Raw genomic sequence first — 15,865 nt, 5'->3', positions numbered from 1 at the left:
GCAGGGGAGGCAGGGGAGGCAGGGGAGGCAGGGGAGGTAGGGGAGGCAGGGGGAGTACCGGGAGATGAGGAAATAATGGATAGTGTCAAACCTATAGTTAACGCCCCATAGGTCTGTTTTCGGTGTTTGTTTCCTCTGTTCTGTACAATTGAATTAAGAAACTTTTATTTTGCTTTTGTAACTTTAATCAATGTCTATATCAGAGTTAGAGAGTTCTCAAGAACCCTTAGAGAAAAAAGTCCATTTGCCTAAAACCAGTGAATCTGAAACCTTGAAGCGGATTCGACATACTGCGTCCCACGTTATGGCGATGGCTGTTCAGAAACTATTTCCCAAGGCACAAGTCACCATTGGCCCTTGGATTGAAAATGGGTTTTATTATGATTTTGATAGTCCCGAACCCTTTACCGAAAAGGATTTAAAATCCATTCAAAAGGAAATGGTTAAGATTATCAAACGCAAACTCCCCGTAATTCGGGAAGAAGTCAGTCGGGAAGAAGCCCAAGACCGCATCCAGAAACTGGGAGAACCCTATAAACTAGAAATCCTGGCGGGGTTACAGGAACCCATTACCCTCTATCATCTAGGCGACCAGTGGTGGGATTTGTGTGCGGGGCCCCACGTTGAGAATACGGTTGATATTGACCCGAACGCCATTGAACTCGAAAGTGTCGCCGGAGCTTACTGGCGCGGGGATGAAACCAAAGCCCAACTCCAACGGATTTATGGAACCGCTTGGGAAACCCCCGAACAATTGGCCGAACATAAACGCCGCAAGCAAGAAGCCATCAGACGTGACCATCGCCGTTTGGGTAAGGAGTTGGGGCTGTTTATCTTCTCCGATTTAGTCGGGCCAGGATTACCCCTGTGGACACCTAAAGGAACCCTATTAAGAAGTACCCTAGAGGATTTTCTGAAACAGGAACAGGTGAAGCGGGGCTATTTGGGGGTCACGACTCCCCATATTGGTCGGGTAGATTTATTTAAAACCTCGGGACATTGGCAAAAATATCAAGAAGATATGTTCCCGATGATGGCTGACGATGAGGAAGCCAAAACCAACGAACAGGGGTTTGTCCTTAAACCCATGAACTGTCCGTTTCATATCCAAATTTATAAGAGTGAATTACGTTCCTATCGGGAACTCCCGATGCGGTTAGCCGAATTTGGAACCGTTTATCGCTATGAACAATCAGGAGAATTAGGGGGTTTAACCCGGGTTCGAGGCTTTACCGTTGATGATTCCCATTTATTCGTTACTCCCGAACAATTAGAGGATGAATTTCTCAAAGTTGTGGATTTAATTCTGTTTGTTTTTAAGAGTTTACAACTAACCAACTATAAAGCCCGACTGAGTTTCCGTGACCCCAGTTTAGATAAATATATTGGGTCGGATGAAGTTTGGAATAAGTCAGAAGCAGCAATTCGTCGGGCGGTAGAAACCCTAGGAATGAACTATTTTGAGGGTATTGGAGAAGCCGCTTTCTATGGCCCGAAATTAGACTTTATCTTCCAAGATGCCTTAGAGCGGGAATGGCAATTGGGAACCGTTCAGGTGGATTATAACTTACCCGAACGCTTCGATTTAGAGTATGTGGCCGAAGATGGCACCCGTCAACGGCCGGTGATGATTCATCGTGCCCCCTTTGGCTCCTTGGAACGATTAGTGGGAATATTAATAGAGGAATATGTCGGGGATTTCCCCATCTGGTTGGCCCCGGTACAATTCCGACTATTACCCGTCAGCCAAGAATTTCTCCCCTTTGCTCAAGAAATTGCCCTCAGAATGCGCTCTGCTGGAATTCGGGCGGAGGCGGATGCGAGCAGCGAGCGTTTAGGGAAATTAATCAGAAATGCCGAGAAAGATAAAATTCCGGTGATGGCCGTGGTTGGGGCTAAGGAAATAGAAGCTAATTGCTTGAATATCAGAACTCGGGCGGATGGAGAGTTAGGAGCCATTCCGGTTGAGGATGTCATTCAACAACTGCAACAGGCTATTTCAAGTTACGGGAATTTTACCAAGACGGTATAAATTCAGGCTGACACCCAGACAGAACCATCTGATAGGATTGATCTGTCATAACTATAGACTGGACTTGAAACAATGACTGAAGCATTCGATTTCCCTGGGACATTTTCCATGGGGGAGTATAACTTATTTTTTATTTTGACGACCCTATTCCCCGATAAAGTCGGTGTTAACAGTGTCTTTCGGGTGCTTCGGTTATTGAAAACTATAATAACTATAAAAAAAACCCAAAAAAATTATGAGTGGAACCAAAAAAGAAGTAGAATCCTTGTTGAGTAACCTACCTGATGATTGTTCACTGGAGGATGTTCAGTACCATCTCTATGTAATCGAAAAAGTCCGTCATGGACTTAAGATTCACGAAACGACCAGGAATCTCATACAAGAGGAAGCAGAAGGTTTATTAAGTAAATGGGTTATCAAGTAGTTTGGTCGCCTCAAGCCATTGATGATATTGATGCAATTGCTGCTTACATTGCACGGGATTCAATTTCTTATGCGGCGGCGGTTGTCCAGAGAATCATTGAGGTTACGCGCAACTTGAGCAAGGCTCCTGAAGCGGGAATGATTGTTCAAGAATTTGGCGATGAAAACATCCGGGAACAATTTGCTTACACCTATCGAGTCATTTATCAAATCCGAGAAGACATTGTTACCATTGCCTCTGTTATTCATGGCAAAACTTTATTGAACATTGAATTGAGTCAACAGTAAATTTTTATTTCATCCCCGTAGAGACGTTGCATGCAACGTCTCTACAAGTTTTTTAGGGTTTGACGAAAGGATTTGACAGCAACTAAAGGATTAGGATGTTGTACATATTCTGCCAATATTGTTAAATTGATATCGGGGAGAATTTCACTATTATTGATTAATTCATAGCCTGATGTTTGCTGAAATTGTTCAAAATTTTCAGACCGGAAATGATAGACAAAAAACCGATTATTCTGCCAAAACCAAACCTCACGGACTCCTAACCTTTGATAGACTTCTAAACGATTAATTCCCCCACTGGTAATTACAACTTCTATGGCTAAATCGGGAATTTCCTTATTACTTCCAATACAATAACTTTCATCCGGTTCTGTTCCCCCGCGCTGTTCTGGGTTGCGCAACGTCATCGAACCCGTGGGATAATATTCTGTATCTGTTTCCAAAAAATAGACTTCTAAAAGGGTTCCAATCTGGGTTTTAATCCTTTCATGATTACGACTAGGTGACATAATTTCTAAAATTCCATCCAAATAGGTTAAGCGAAATTCCAAACTATCCCCTAATTGAGTTAATAGGGTTTCATAATATTCCCAACTCACCTTATCTGTAATATAACGAACTTCTGAACCTTGGAGGTTTTCTTCAGGATTAAGTAAAGTTTCCAGTTTACTCGCCAACATAGTTAATTCTCCTATTTAAAAAAATTAAATCAAAACCCCCGTTGTTGCGCTTCAGCGCATCCTCATCCCTATCATAAGTTAACTTAAGAGAGACGCGCCATGGCAATCAAGAGAGACGTGCCATGGCACGTCTCTACGGTAAAACCCGTTAAATAATCTGAGTCATTTTTATTTTAAAACATCCGTAAAAGTTGCACAATGGGCAGGTAAATTATAAACCCCAGGATGAATCGGATTTTGATAACTAAAATGGCGATAATCTAAGCAAAAACGATCCCAATCTGCCATTTGAATCCTAAATAACCAGATAAAAAAGTTAGCCAAACCCGCAGATAAATTAAAGCGAAAATAAATCCGTTTATGATAATATTCACAAGCCATTTCTATCGCTTGATTTAACGTAATTGCCGGATTTCCTAAAACAAATTGTTCCGTTTCTGAGGAAATGGGAGGATGATTCACTAAATAATATACTACTTGAGCAATATCGGCGGAATGGATAAAATGGAAACTGGCATCCGCTTGAAACCAACGAATTAAACCCATCCACTTCACCACATCAGAAATGCCCCCCGACAAATGGGAATAGGGTTTATTTTGTTCTCCCCCTAAAACCAAAGTCGGAAATAACACCCTTAAAGGCGGTAAATTAGGAGCTATTTTTAATAATTCCTGTAAACATTCATATTTAGTTCTAATATAATCCGTGCCAATTTCTCCCGCTTCGGGTAATAAATTATTATTTCGATCTAAAATACTAGCGGTTGAAAAATACAGAATTTGTTCACAAACTTGGGGATTTAATAATTTTACTAACTCTAAATTTGCCTTAACATTAATCTCTAAAACCTCTTGATATCCTCCCCAAGCGGTGGCAATTAAAATCACCGTATTAATTGTAGGTAATAAATCTTTGAATTTATCAAGTTCTCTTAAATCCCCCTGAATAATATGAATACCCGGACGACTCTGATAATCAAATCCTAATTTTTGGGGATTTCTAACGAGTAGAAATAATTCATCCTCGGTATTTTGAATCAGTTTCTCTACAACATAATGACCAATACAACCACTCGCACCCGTCACAAAAATTCGCTTTTTCATATTATTAATAATTACTCCTACCCTCCTATGGGGCGGGTTTAGATAATTCATGGGTGCGTATTTCAAGATTGACTTGAACCCGCCCCTACAAACGCTATAAATCTTGAATATATCCCATTTATCCTTAACAGTTAAACCTATTCCCCCCTTTTTAAGGGGGGTTAGGGGGGATCAATACAGCTTAACCTTTTAATAATTGATCCGCTTGTTTTGCTGTTTCAAAGAAATAGGCAACGTTTTCTTCTGGAGTATTGGGCAAAACACCATGCCCTAAATTCAGAATATGACCTTGATTTCCCGCTTTTCTAATGGTGTCTAAAATTCGATCCCGGATATTTTCTTTAGACCCGAATAAAATACAAGGATCAAGATTTCCTTGAACTCCAATATTGTGACCCAGACGTTGACGCGCATCGGCCATATCAACCATCCAGTCCACACTCACAAAATCAAACCCGGTTTTAGCCATCCGTTCTAATAATCCCGAACCGCCACTAATATAAAGAATTAAAGGCGTATCAGGATGGGTTTGTTTAACTTGATCAATCACCCGTTTTTGATAGGGAAGGGCAAAAACTTCGTAATCTTGGGGGCTTAATTGACCCGCCCAAGAATCAAACATTTGAATGACTTGGGCGCCAGAATCAATTTGATACCGGACATAAACGGCGATCGCATCGGCAATTTTTTCTAAGAATTTATGCAGAATTAAAGGCTCAGAAAATGCCATTTTTTTAATAATTGCATAATCTTTGGAACTTTTCCCTTCAACCGCATAGGCGGCTAACGTCCAAGGGGCACCCACAAACCCTAATACCGCGGCTTGGTTGCCCACTTCTCGACGCAAAGTTTGCAGAATTTCTCGAATAAAAGGAAGTTTTTCTTCCGGTTCAATCGGATGCAGTTTTTCAATTTGTTCTAAACTGCGAATCGGAGGATTAATAATCGGCCCCTTGCTTTCGATAATATCAAAATCAATCCCAATTCCGGGTAAAGGGGTTAGAATATCAGAAAACAAAATCACCCCATCGGGTTGAAAAGCTCGGAAGGGTTGGAGAGAAATCTCAACAGCAATGTCCGTTTTTTCAGAGCGGTCACGGAAGGAAGGATATTTTTCCCGTAGATCACGATAGGCTTTCATATAGCGACCCGCCTGGCGCATCATCCAGACAGGGGGACGATCTAGTTTTTCACCACGAGTAGCGCGCAACAAATAAGGAATTTCGGTCGATTCGGTCATTTTAACGTTACTAAAAGTTTAAAAAAGTTTTTAGGCCAATTCTCAGCTTACCACTGAATGGTTTGACTGTTGACNGTGAATGCCGCCTTGAGAGCAAATATATTTAATTTGGTTAGAATCCAAATTAATTGCATTGCTAAAATCTACCTTTTTCATGCGGCTAGATTGAACAGTTTCTTCAGATTTAGCAATAAATTGATCAGGTTTGTTTTGTTCAGAAGCAACAAAGATTGCCCCTTTAAAATTGGTTTCGTCTAATTTTGCTCCTTGAAAATTAACTAAACTTAAATTAGCACTTTTGAAATTAGCATCTTGCAATCGGGCATTTTTAAAATTTGAACCCGTAAGTTTAGCGGAGGTAAAGTCTGCTGCTGCTAAGTTTGCGTCGGAGAAATTAACCGCAGATACATCAGCATTTTTAAAGCTAGTTTGTCTTAAATCTCCTGCTTGAAAATTTGCACCTGGGGCTTTAGCTTCACTAAAACGAGCCATTCTTAAATTAGCTTGAGACAAATTAGCACTGGCTAATTCCGCCCCGGTGAATTTAGCATCGGTGAGATTAGCTTGTTGTAAATTGGAACCCAATAATTGGGCGTTGCTGAAATTTGCTCCGGTTAAATCGGCCTTCGACAAATTGGCTTTACTCAGATTTGCCTTTAAAAAATTAGTATATTTTAATAGGGTATTACTGAAGAAAGCTCCGGTCAAATCGGCTTCGGTTAAATCCGCTCCACTTAAATCAGAAATCCAATCATCGAAGGTTTCTAATCGTCCATCTTTCCCTGGACTGGCGAAGCGACTATTTTTTAAATTAGCTTGATTTAGGTTAGTGTTTCTAAAGCTAATCCCCGATAAATCCGTTTGTTCTAAAACCAAGGTAAATTGTATCGGTGGAGTTAAATTTTGGCCTAAATCAATCCGACTTAAATCGGCATTATGGATAAATCCCTCATAGACTTTCAGAATTTTTGCGATCGCTCTTTGAGTTGCTTGTAGTCTTTGCCCTGCTAACTGTTTTTCTTGGTTTTCTGCCCCAAATTTCATCGAATCTAAATCATTTTTGAGGGCTTGATTTAATCGTCTTAAATGGGGTAAGGCTTCGGGCCCGGTACTCACCAATGCCTGTTGAGTTACATCAATTAACACCGGGTTTTCTTCCTGAGCTAATACGTCCACTAATAGGGGAATTGCCCGGGGATCTTTAATTGCCCCTAACGCTAAAATAGCCCCACGTTTTTGGGCTACATCCGTGGCAGCATTGGGGGATAATTTATTTACTAGAGCCAGAAAAACCTGATTATCCTGTTGTTGAAATTCCCGACGGTTAGCTTGATTTTGAATATAAATTTGCGTGCCAACAAAAGTTCCTAATACCGCCGCCAAACTAGCACTGCTAACAATAACTAAAGTTAAACCGGGATGTTGACGCATCCATGCCCATAAATTAAACTCCGGTTTTAGTGTTTCCGTACTAATAACTAGGCTATGAACCGCATTATCTTCATTCACCCAATGATAATTTGTAAAGGGGTTAAACACCAAGATCCTAGGAACTTCCTGTACCGAAGTTCCTGCTAATAAATCATGTCCAGTCCGACCTTGAAATCGTTTCGCAATCAGAGCATCTCCCAGTAAAGTTGCACTGGATAAAACCCCTAAAATCAATAGATTAGGATAGGCTCCCGTCACTTGCCAAAGGCCATAAGCAATGCCCAGGGGGATACCCCAACGGCCAATAAATTCCCGACGAAAGGCCCGTCCCCATCCCGGGTTGGAACCATTAGGACTCACCACCTGGACTCCAAACCAGAGTTTGGGCAAGGTTTGGCCCCGCTTGGCTAACAAATAAAATTGCCATCCTCCCACCACCAGAGGTAGAAGTAACGCCCCCGACCAGAATAGATTAGTTAATGGGGCGACTTTAGGACTGCGATCGCGTACAGGAATCCCCAAAGTGGCGGCAACGGTTTCCGATGTCACCCGCACCACCGGATTTAGAGGTACGGGTTGGGAACTGCGGTTGGAGACAGCACCCAGGGTAAAAGGAATTAACCCACTCACCGCCACTAGGGATAATTCCGCCACAAACGCCCCCCATCGACGCACCCAAAAGGGCAATGGCTTCGAGGAGACATCATGCCAGGATGAAGGAGATTGAGATTGATTTGTTTCTCTATCTACAGTAGGGCTTGCCATAGTTCAAAATTTCCGGGTAAGTCGTTAAGATGCAAAAAACGGAAAGCAATTAAAATGCTTTGTTCGAGTTTATAGCCTAACGCAAAAGGTTTCGCAACTAAATAGAGGTCTTTGCCCCTGTCCCCTCTAATTTAATTTGCTAAACATCTAAAACAGTGGTAATCCCCAGTTCTATTGTGAAACAGGTTCCTTGTCCTAGCATCGAGGAACAATAGAAGATTTTACCTTGATGTTTTTCTTCAATAATTTGAATATGACTCATTAAATTATTCAGATAGATTTCACCATGAACTAAAAAGTGATTGTAGACAAAACGGGCGCACCCAAACTCTGCAATATGGTCATCAAGTCTAATGCTATTTCGGATATCAAGAGCATTTGGTGCTAGTCACTAACTGTTTGATTTAATGTAGATTTTTAATGTACAATTAAAATGCTGTGCGAAAAGCGTCAGAATCCAAAATCAACCCTTTGCTCATTACTGTTAGCCCCCCCAGCACACTGTAGGAGAAAAGCAATTATACTCCTACCGTTAATTACGTCTTACCAAACAGATTTATGTCTCTACCTATTGTTGCTATTATTGGCCGTCCTAATGTGGGAAAATCAACTCTAGCCAATCGTTTGGCGGGTAATCCTGAAGCGATTGTGCATGATCAGCCCGGTATTACCCGCGATCGCACCTATCGTCCCGCCTTTTGGCAGGATCGAGAATTTCAGGTCGTAGATACCGGCGGTTTAGTCTTTGATGATGATACGGAATTTTTGCCCCTGATTCGAGAACAAGCAATGATCGCTTTAACCGAAGCCACCGCCGCGATTTTTGTGGTGGATGGTCAGGTGGGGTTAACGGGCGGGGATGAAGCGATCGCCATTTGGTTACGAGAGCAATCAATACCGATTTTATTAGCAGTCAATAAATGTGAATCTCCCACCACCGGAATGATTCAAGCTGCCGATTTTTGGGAACTGGGACTAGGAGAACCCTATCCGGTTTCCGGGATTCATGGATCGGGAACCGGGGAATTATTAGATGATTTAATTAAGCATTTACCCTCGATTGATGAAATCGAAACGGAAAAAGAAATTAAAGTAGCGATCATTGGTCGTCCTAATGTCGGAAAATCGAGTTTATTGAATGCCTTTTTAGGAGAAAATCGCGCCATTGTCAGTCCCATTTCCGGCACAACCCGGGATGCCATTGATACAGTAATTGAACGGGATGGAAAAACCTATCGGTTAATTGATACCGCCGGAATTCGACGCAAGAAAAATGTGGAATATGGGGCGGAATTTTTTGGGATTAATCGAGCTTTTAAAGCTATTAATCGGGCGGATGTGGTGTTACTCGTGATTGATGCAATTGATCAAGTCACCGATCAAGATCAAAAATTAGCTGATCGGATTATTGAAGAAGGTCGATCCTGTGTAATTGTGGTGAATAAATGGGATGCGATCGAGAAGGATACTTATACTATTTTAGACTATGAAAAAGAAGTCCGAGCCAAACTCTATTTTATGGATTGGGCGGAATTAATTTTTATCAGTGCTAAAACCGGTCAACGGGTGGAAAAAATTCTCAATTTAGTTGATACCGCCGCCGAAGGTCATGAACGACGGGTCTCAACGGCCGTGATTAATGAAGTGATCGAAGAAGCGATCAGTTGGCATTCTCCCCCCGTCACTCGCCAAGGGAAACAGGGGAAAATCTATTATGGAACCCAAGTCAGTAGTAAACCTCCAACGTTGGTTTTATTTGTTAATGATCCCAAACGATTTAATGACAATTACCGCCGTTATATTGATGGTCAATTCCGCAAACAATTGGGCTTTAAAGGCACACCGATTAAGTTAATTTGGCGAGGCAAATCCGCCCGAGAAATCGAACGAAATCCCGCTAACCGAGCCACCCGCGTTAAGTAAAATGGACTTACTCCGATCGCTTCCCATTGGATTATATTTAGAACAACCAATTACCGGGTTACATCGTCTCGACGCCCGGGTTAAGTTAATTTGGTTAATGAGCTTTTTAGTGGCTCCTTTATTAGCTAATCCGTGGTGGCGATTAGTTTTGGTTGGGTTGTTAATTTTAATCACCCTATTGGCGCGCATTCCTTTGCGGGTTTGGAAGCGACAAATGGGGTGGTTACTGATGTTTTGTGGGTTACTATTTCTATTAAGTTGTATTATGCCCGATGGTTTGGCAGTTAACCATCAACCTCGACTTCCTGAACAGGAATTAACCTTTTTTTCTGCATCTGGATCAACAGAACCCTTACCGCAACCCACCTCCTATCGATATGTATTATTTTCCCAAGGGCCCCTAGAAATTACCCGCTATTCCGTTGATTTAGCGATTAGGACGAGTACCCTATTGTTTACCCTGGTTTATAGTACAAATTTGTATTTATTAACCACCGCTTCTGAAGAAATTGCCATGGCTTTAGAAAGCCTCATGGAACCCCTACGAAAGTTAAAATTACCCGTTACAGAAATTGCCCTAACCCTGACCCTATCCCTGCGATTTTTTCCCTTAGTTTTAGAGGAAATTCAAAATTTAATCCGTTCTGTCAGAACCCGTGCCATTAATTGGAAAAAATTAGGACTACGACGCACCATTCAGGTTTGGTTAACCTTGGCGGAACGGCTTTTACAAAATTTATTATTACGCGCCGAACAAATTGCCAGCGCCATGCAGGTTCGAGGGTTCACCAGTCCTGATCAACATCGGGTAGAATGGCATCAACTTCGCTTTAAACCTTGGGATGGAGTAGCTCTGATTTGTCTGATGGTATTCTGGGGTGTCCGGTGGGTTTGGGGAGGAGAAATTTGAGATTCTGAGTTGACCCGATCGCCTAAAATAGTTCTGTCTCCTAAATCAAGCCCTTATTTGTTAGTTGTGAAACTGAATGACCACAGAAACTTACATGAATCATCCCAACTTCGGGCTATTGTTCAAAATATGCGCCGTTGAGGATCATCAAGAACTATTTACAACCCTTTACGCCCAGCGCCTATTTTTTTTAGTGACTCAGGGGCCACCGGGACTCAAATTTGAACCGATTAGTCGTTCCGATGCCAAACTCTTGCTGGAAATTCGTCTGAGAATGCTCCGCCGCACTGGACAGGCCGAAGAATATAAAAAACTCCAAGAAGTCCATCGTAATACGTTTCAATAGTTTAGCTGAAACCGCCAACGGCCAACTTACTTAACATGACTGATTTGATTACTGAACAGATTGCTAAAATTCGAGACTCCATTCCCGAGTCGGTGCGATTAATTGCGGTCACAAAGACAGTTTCTGTTGAAGCCATGCGGGTCGCTTATCAAGCTGGAATTCGAGATTTTGCAGAAAATCGAGTCCAAGAAGCGGCGGAAAAATATCCTCAACTCCAAGATCTCAGTGATATTACTTGGCATTTAATCGGTAATTTGCAAACCAATAAAGCTGCAAAAGCATTACAACTGTTTGAATGGATTGAATCCGTAGATAGTCTAAAGTTAGCCCTACGTTTAGATCATCTAGCAGGTGAATTAGGATGTCAACCCCAAGTTTGTCTTCAAGTTAAAATTATCCCCGATCCTAATAAGTTTGGCTGGACTATCCCCGAACTATTGGCAGAATTGCCCCAGTTAAATGACTGTCAGCATCTCAAAATTCAAGGTTTAATGACCATTCCCCCCTTGGGGTTAACCGAGTCCGAAACCCTAGATATTTTTGACCGCACCCGGGAATTAGCAGAAACCATTCGACAACAGAATTGGACTAATATTAGGATGCAGGAATTATCCATGGGGATGTCGGAAGATTATCCTTTAGCCATTCAAAAAGGTGCTACCATGATTCGACTAGGACGGATAATTTTTGGCCAAAGGAGGAGTTAAATACAACAATTAACAGTAAAATAGGCGAGTCTTAAACAAATTCAATATAAACCAGACCCTCAACCCATCTAAACTGGAAGTTGAGTTGAAATTCTAAAGTCGTGAGTGATGGAGACTAGACCGTGAACATTTTTAATAGACTAAAAGATTTTGTAGGGTTCAATGACTCTGTAGAATACGATTACGAATACGACGAAACGGAGGGGAATCGTTACCCGGGTAACTATCCTCCCCCGCAAGAACAGCCCACCCCGACCGTAGCGGCAGAAGACCCCCGGGCGTCTCGTCGGTCACAACGGTCTACTGGATCGATTAATACTGGTGTAATGTCTGAAGTTGGAATTGGATCAACAATGAGTAATGTTATCGGAATGCCTGGCGCTCTGAATGGAATTTCTGAAGTCGTGGTGATGGAACCCCGCACCTTTGAGGAAATGCCGACAGCGATTCGCGCCCTCAAAGAACGCAAGTCTGTTGTACTTAATTTAACCTTAATGGATCCTGATCAGGCCCAAAGAGCCGTTGATTTTGTGGCGGGTGGAACCTTCGCCCTCGACGGCCATCAAGAACGAATTGGGGAAAGCATTTTCCTGTTTACGCCCAGTTGTGTTCAGGTCAGAACTCAAGGCGGCGGCGTTGTCCACGAAGGCATCCCCCAAGCTCGTAACTCCCGCACCAGTAGCCCGGCAGCCCCCCCCTGGCAGCCCGCCCAGGCTATTCAGTAAATTAGTAGAAGGGAGTGGGGGAGTGGGGGAGCAGGGGAGGCAGGGGAGGCAGGGGAGGCAGGGGGAGCAGGGGAGGCAGGGGAGGCAGGGGAGGGAAGAAATTAACAATTCTTAGAACCTGGAACCTTAGAACCTGTAACCTCAGAACCTAGAACCTTAGAACCCTAGAACCTAACCCCCAAAACCTAACCCCCAAAACCTTCATCTTCGGTGATTCCTTCTTCCTTCACTGTAAAGGGTTAACAGCTAACGGCTTTATTTTACGAGTTTATTTTATGTTTAAATTGGGTGTAATTGGTGGCGGGGTGATGGCAGAAGCTATTATATCCCGCTTAATTTCTGCCAATATTTATCAACCTGCTGAAATTATTATTAGTGACCCACAATTAGAGCGTTGTAATTATTTATCTCAACATTATGGCGTGGCGATCGCAGATAATAATAAACAAACAACCCAGGCGACGGCAGCCCTTTTATTAGCCATTAAACCCCAAATTTTTGGCGCGATCGCAACGGAATTAGCTGAGGGTGAAACCCTATCAAAAAATACCGTTATTTTGTCTATTTTAGCCGGAGTTACCTTAAATAAATTAGAAGCAGCTTTTCCCCAGCATCCTGTAATTAGAATTATGCCCAATACTCCGGCGACTGTGGGGGCGGGGATCAGTGCGATCGCCTCTGGAAAATTGGTGCAACCCTCCCATTTAGATCTTACCAAAGGCATTTTTCAGGCCGTTGGAGACGTGGTAGAAGTGGCGGAGACCCTAATGGATGCCGTCACCGGATTATCGGGTTCTGGCCCGGCTTATGTGGCGATTTTAATTGAAGCCTTAGCCGATGGCGGCGTCGCCTCTGGACTCCCTAGACCGATTGCGGCAAAATTAGCATTATCAACGGTATTAGGAACCGCCCAACTTCTATCGGAATCAAAGTTACATCCGGCAGAATTAAAAGACCGGGTAACTAGTCCGGGGGGAACAACCATTGCTGGGGTTTCCCAACTGGAAAAAGCCGGATTTCGTTCGGCATTAATTGAAGCCGTAAAAGCCGCAACTCAACGTTCAAAAGAGCTAGGAAGTTAATGTAGTAAGCCCTTTAGGGCTGAATGAGGCGTTCACGCCTCACTACTTTTAACGGGAACTATCCAATCCAATCAGTATCGTCATTGTGATTATAACCCTCTTCTGTCACTCTCCGAATTAAGCAAGTAGTAAATCAACTAAATTATCCAGAAGAATAAAAGGGTTTAAATCCATTCATGGCACTAATGAGACGATTGAATCCCAGCAATAAATCGGAATTGGGAAAAATATCTAGCCAGGGATAAATTAACCAAAATAGCAACAGTGGTTGGACAATTAAGCGAAGATTATTTAGCACATTCTTCCATCCGTGTTCATGATCCCATTGTTGATGCTCAGAAAAATCAACAGAATTACTTTCTTGTACATGAGGTTCAATTTGACGAGCTTGATTCAAGCCGAAAAAAGCGGGAGAATTTAAACTAATCATTGTGTAAACACAAAAAATAATTGACCACCACTTTTCAATATCCTTAAAATTAGTAAAACGGTAGTCTGTCCAACCTAATTCGGGCTTGCTGAAAAAGTAACAGAAAAGGAAACGAATGATTAACTAGCGAATGAAGTCAGAATGAGAGATAAGTTTTTTTCGAGATAAAAAGTTATCTGATAACTTGTCATAATCAATCACTCGAAAAAAGTAATTGAATAAAAAAATTGACCCCAAAATCTGTCTAAGAATGACAGAAAGATTCATAACTAAAAAAGTAATAGCAATTGCCGTTTCGGAAGTGTGAGCTAGTTTATTCATAATCCGATTCAGGCTAAATCTTCTTTTCCCTTGACCAAATTTCCCCTCAATGGAATTCCGAATCTTTTCATCTTCTGACGCTTGCTTCTTAGTGGCTTCACTAATATTTACTGGCGGTCTACCTAACGAGGGGCCACTCATTCTAATCCCCTTTTCTTTACACCAAGCTCGGTTGTCTCTAGTTCGGTAAATTTTATCTACATGGACTGACTCAGGATAATGCCCCGTATATTCTTTAAAAGCCTCTATTTGTGCTTTTAAATCACAGGATTCGTTGAAATTATCCCAACTAATCCGGTCAAGAAATACATATTCATCCAGACAACTCGCAGACAATTTAGCACCAAATTCTACTGGGACTCCGGCTTTACCTCGGACAATTGGACGAATATGGGGTTGGCTTAAACTTACGATTCTATCTGCAATACTTTGTTTGTTATGATCATACATCCACTGCTGTTGACGATAAACTTCTGATACCACTAATAAACTCTTATATTGTCTGTCATTCAATCCATCGGGCCTCCCTCTATTAGCGATTATTTGGTCTATATGTCCTAAGTTTCGTTTAATATATTGCAGTTGTTTTTTAATTGCATTTCGTCTTTTTTTCCGCGCAGGTCGGCGTTGTTTGGCTACTTTTAGGTAATCTTTTCTGGCTGTTTTTCGATAAGTTCTTGGTTTCTTCTCTGATTTATCCTGACGACTCTTATGCAAAATATCAATAATTTTTTCCGTTTGTTCTCTGGCTTTATTTAAAATTTTTAAGTCCGTCGGATACGTGATATCAGCCGGAGCACAAGTTGCATCAGCTATTAATTTCCCTCGGTTTTTCCTGTCACTTCCTTCTTCCGCTTCTGATGGATTTTCTGGGGCTGGCTCGGAACTCGCCTCTCGCATTCTCTTGACCATTACCCGATTGACTTTATTCACTAAATTCCCATTAATTCTCGTCCGAAAGTGCACTAACATTGAGGCATCAAATGGAGGCTCGTTCCTGTATTCTGACAACCCGATAAAATACTGCAAGTAGGGATTTTCTTTGATTTGTTCTACTGTCTCTCTATCACTTATACCTAATTTTTCTTTGATGATTAATGCTCCCAATGCCATTCTAAATGTTTTGGCTGGTGCTCCCATAACAGATGAGAATAATTCTGCGTATTCCGCTTCAAATTCTGCCCAGGGTATCCATTGGGCCATGATTACCCACCGATTCTCTTCTGAGAGTTTTCCCTCAAATGGCAGTTTGAACTCTTCGGGTGGTGTCCTTGGTTGCTCGTCTTTACGGTACATTTTCACCGACTCATGCAAGGTTTTTGCGCTATTTTACACCCATCCCTTGCACCTGATTCATTTTTTCTTGTCTTCACCTCCCGTCTGTTCTCGCTTTTCGCCTTTTTTCAGCAAGCCCTAGCTAAGGTTTTTGACGGGGTTGTCACCCCGTGAGGTCGTGCT

General features: G+C 42.1%; 14 protein-coding genes and 1 pseudogene. 8 read left to right on the top strand and 7 right to left on the bottom strand.

The window, feature by feature from the left end; all coding sequences use genetic code 11:
• Positions 1–190: 190 nt before the first annotated feature.
• Both thrS and PL11201_RS10440 read left to right on the top strand, forming a co-directional pair.
• On the top strand, positions 191–2,032 hold the full coding sequence (gene thrS / locus PL11201_RS10450) for a threonine--tRNA ligase (protein WP_079678510.1): 1,842 nt from the start codon (positions 191–193) through the stop codon (positions 2,030–2,032).
• 408 nt (positions 2,033–2,440) lie between these two features.
• Complete coding sequence (locus tag PL11201_RS10440) at positions 2,441–2,743, top strand: type II toxin-antitoxin system RelE/ParE family toxin (RefSeq protein ID WP_079678509.1); 303 nt, start codon at positions 2,441–2,443, stop codon at positions 2,741–2,743.
• A 41-nt stretch (positions 2,744–2,784) separates the two neighbouring features.
• Here the strand turns inward: PL11201_RS10440 and PL11201_RS10435 are convergent, their stop codons facing one another.
• The 5 genes from PL11201_RS10435 to PL11201_RS26785 all read right to left on the bottom strand — a co-directional run bounded on the left by PL11201_RS10435 (position 2,785) and on the right by PL11201_RS26785 (position 8,225).
• Positions 2,785–3,423 carry a Uma2 family endonuclease gene (locus PL11201_RS10435; protein WP_079678508.1) on the bottom strand — a complete coding sequence of 213 codons (639 nt, stop codon included), beginning with the start codon at positions 3,421–3,423 and terminating at the stop codon, positions 2,785–2,787.
• A 168-nt stretch (positions 3,424–3,591) separates the two neighbouring features.
• Complete coding sequence (locus tag PL11201_RS10430; protein ID WP_079678507.1) at positions 3,592–4,527, bottom strand: NAD-dependent epimerase/dehydratase family protein; 936 nt, start codon at positions 4,525–4,527, stop codon at positions 3,592–3,594.
• 181 nt (positions 4,528–4,708) lie between these two features.
• Positions 4,709–5,767 carry a uroporphyrinogen decarboxylase gene (hemE, locus tag PL11201_RS10425; protein ID WP_079678506.1) on the bottom strand — a complete coding sequence of 353 codons (1,059 nt, stop codon included), beginning with the start codon at positions 5,765–5,767 and terminating at the stop codon, positions 4,709–4,711.
• A gap of 42 nt (positions 5,768–5,809) precedes the next feature.
• Positions 5,810–7,963: a pentapeptide repeat-containing protein gene (locus tag PL11201_RS10420; RefSeq protein ID WP_079678505.1), complete on the bottom strand. Its 2,154-nt coding sequence runs from the start codon at positions 7,961–7,963 to the stop codon at positions 5,810–5,812.
• A 139-nt stretch (positions 7,964–8,102) separates the two neighbouring features.
• On the bottom strand, positions 8,103–8,225 hold the full coding sequence (locus PL11201_RS26785; protein WP_144017726.1) for a HAMP domain-containing histidine kinase: 123 nt from the start codon (positions 8,223–8,225) through the stop codon (positions 8,103–8,105).
• A gap of 296 nt (positions 8,226–8,521) precedes the next feature.
• Here PL11201_RS26785 and der point away from each other — a divergent pair, with 296 nt between their 5' ends.
• The 6 genes from der (at position 8,522) to proC (ending at position 13,656) form a co-directional block, all read left to right on the top strand.
• Complete coding sequence (gene der, locus PL11201_RS10415) at positions 8,522–9,886, top strand: ribosome biogenesis GTPase Der (RefSeq protein WP_079678504.1); 1,365 nt, start codon at positions 8,522–8,524, stop codon at positions 9,884–9,886.
• 1 nt (position 9,887) lies between these two features.
• Entirely contained in the window at positions 9,888–10,796 is a 909-nt protein-coding gene (locus PL11201_RS10410) for an energy-coupling factor transporter transmembrane component T family protein (RefSeq protein ID WP_079678503.1), read from the top strand.
• Between the two features lie 76 nt (positions 10,797–10,872).
• Positions 10,873–11,142 carry a transcriptional coactivator PipX gene (gene pipX, locus PL11201_RS10405; protein WP_079678502.1) on the top strand — a complete coding sequence of 90 codons (270 nt, stop codon included), beginning with the start codon at positions 10,873–10,875 and terminating at the stop codon, positions 11,140–11,142.
• 35 nt (positions 11,143–11,177) lie between these two features.
• Positions 11,178–11,849: a YggS family pyridoxal phosphate-dependent enzyme gene (locus PL11201_RS10400; RefSeq protein ID WP_079678501.1), complete on the top strand. Its 672-nt coding sequence runs from the start codon at positions 11,178–11,180 to the stop codon at positions 11,847–11,849.
• Positions 11,850–11,971: 122 nt separating this feature from the next.
• A complete protein-coding gene (locus tag PL11201_RS10395; protein ID WP_079678500.1) occupies positions 11,972–12,574 on the top strand; it encodes a cell division protein SepF in 603 nt (200 codons plus the stop codon).
• Positions 12,575–12,849: 275 nt separating this feature from the next.
• Complete coding sequence (proC, locus tag PL11201_RS10390) at positions 12,850–13,656, top strand: pyrroline-5-carboxylate reductase (RefSeq protein ID WP_079678499.1); 807 nt, start codon at positions 12,850–12,852, stop codon at positions 13,654–13,656.
• Between the two features lie 142 nt (positions 13,657–13,798).
• Here the strand turns inward: proC and PL11201_RS10385 are convergent.
• Positions 13,799–14,173, bottom strand: a pseudogene (locus PL11201_RS10385) (IS701 family transposase); the annotation flags it as partial.
• Between the two features lie 36 nt (positions 14,174–14,209).
• Complete coding sequence (locus tag PL11201_RS10380; RefSeq protein WP_079678498.1) at positions 14,210–15,703, bottom strand: IS5 family transposase; 1,494 nt, start codon at positions 15,701–15,703, stop codon at positions 14,210–14,212.
• Between the last annotated feature and the right edge of the window lie 162 nt (positions 15,704–15,865).

This window comes from Planktothrix sp. PCC 11201 (genome assembly GCF_900009135.1).
Classification (GTDB): Bacteria; Cyanobacteriota; Cyanobacteriia; order Cyanobacteriales; family Microcoleaceae; genus Planktothrix.
This window is presented reverse-complemented; position numbering and strand designations above follow the sequence as displayed.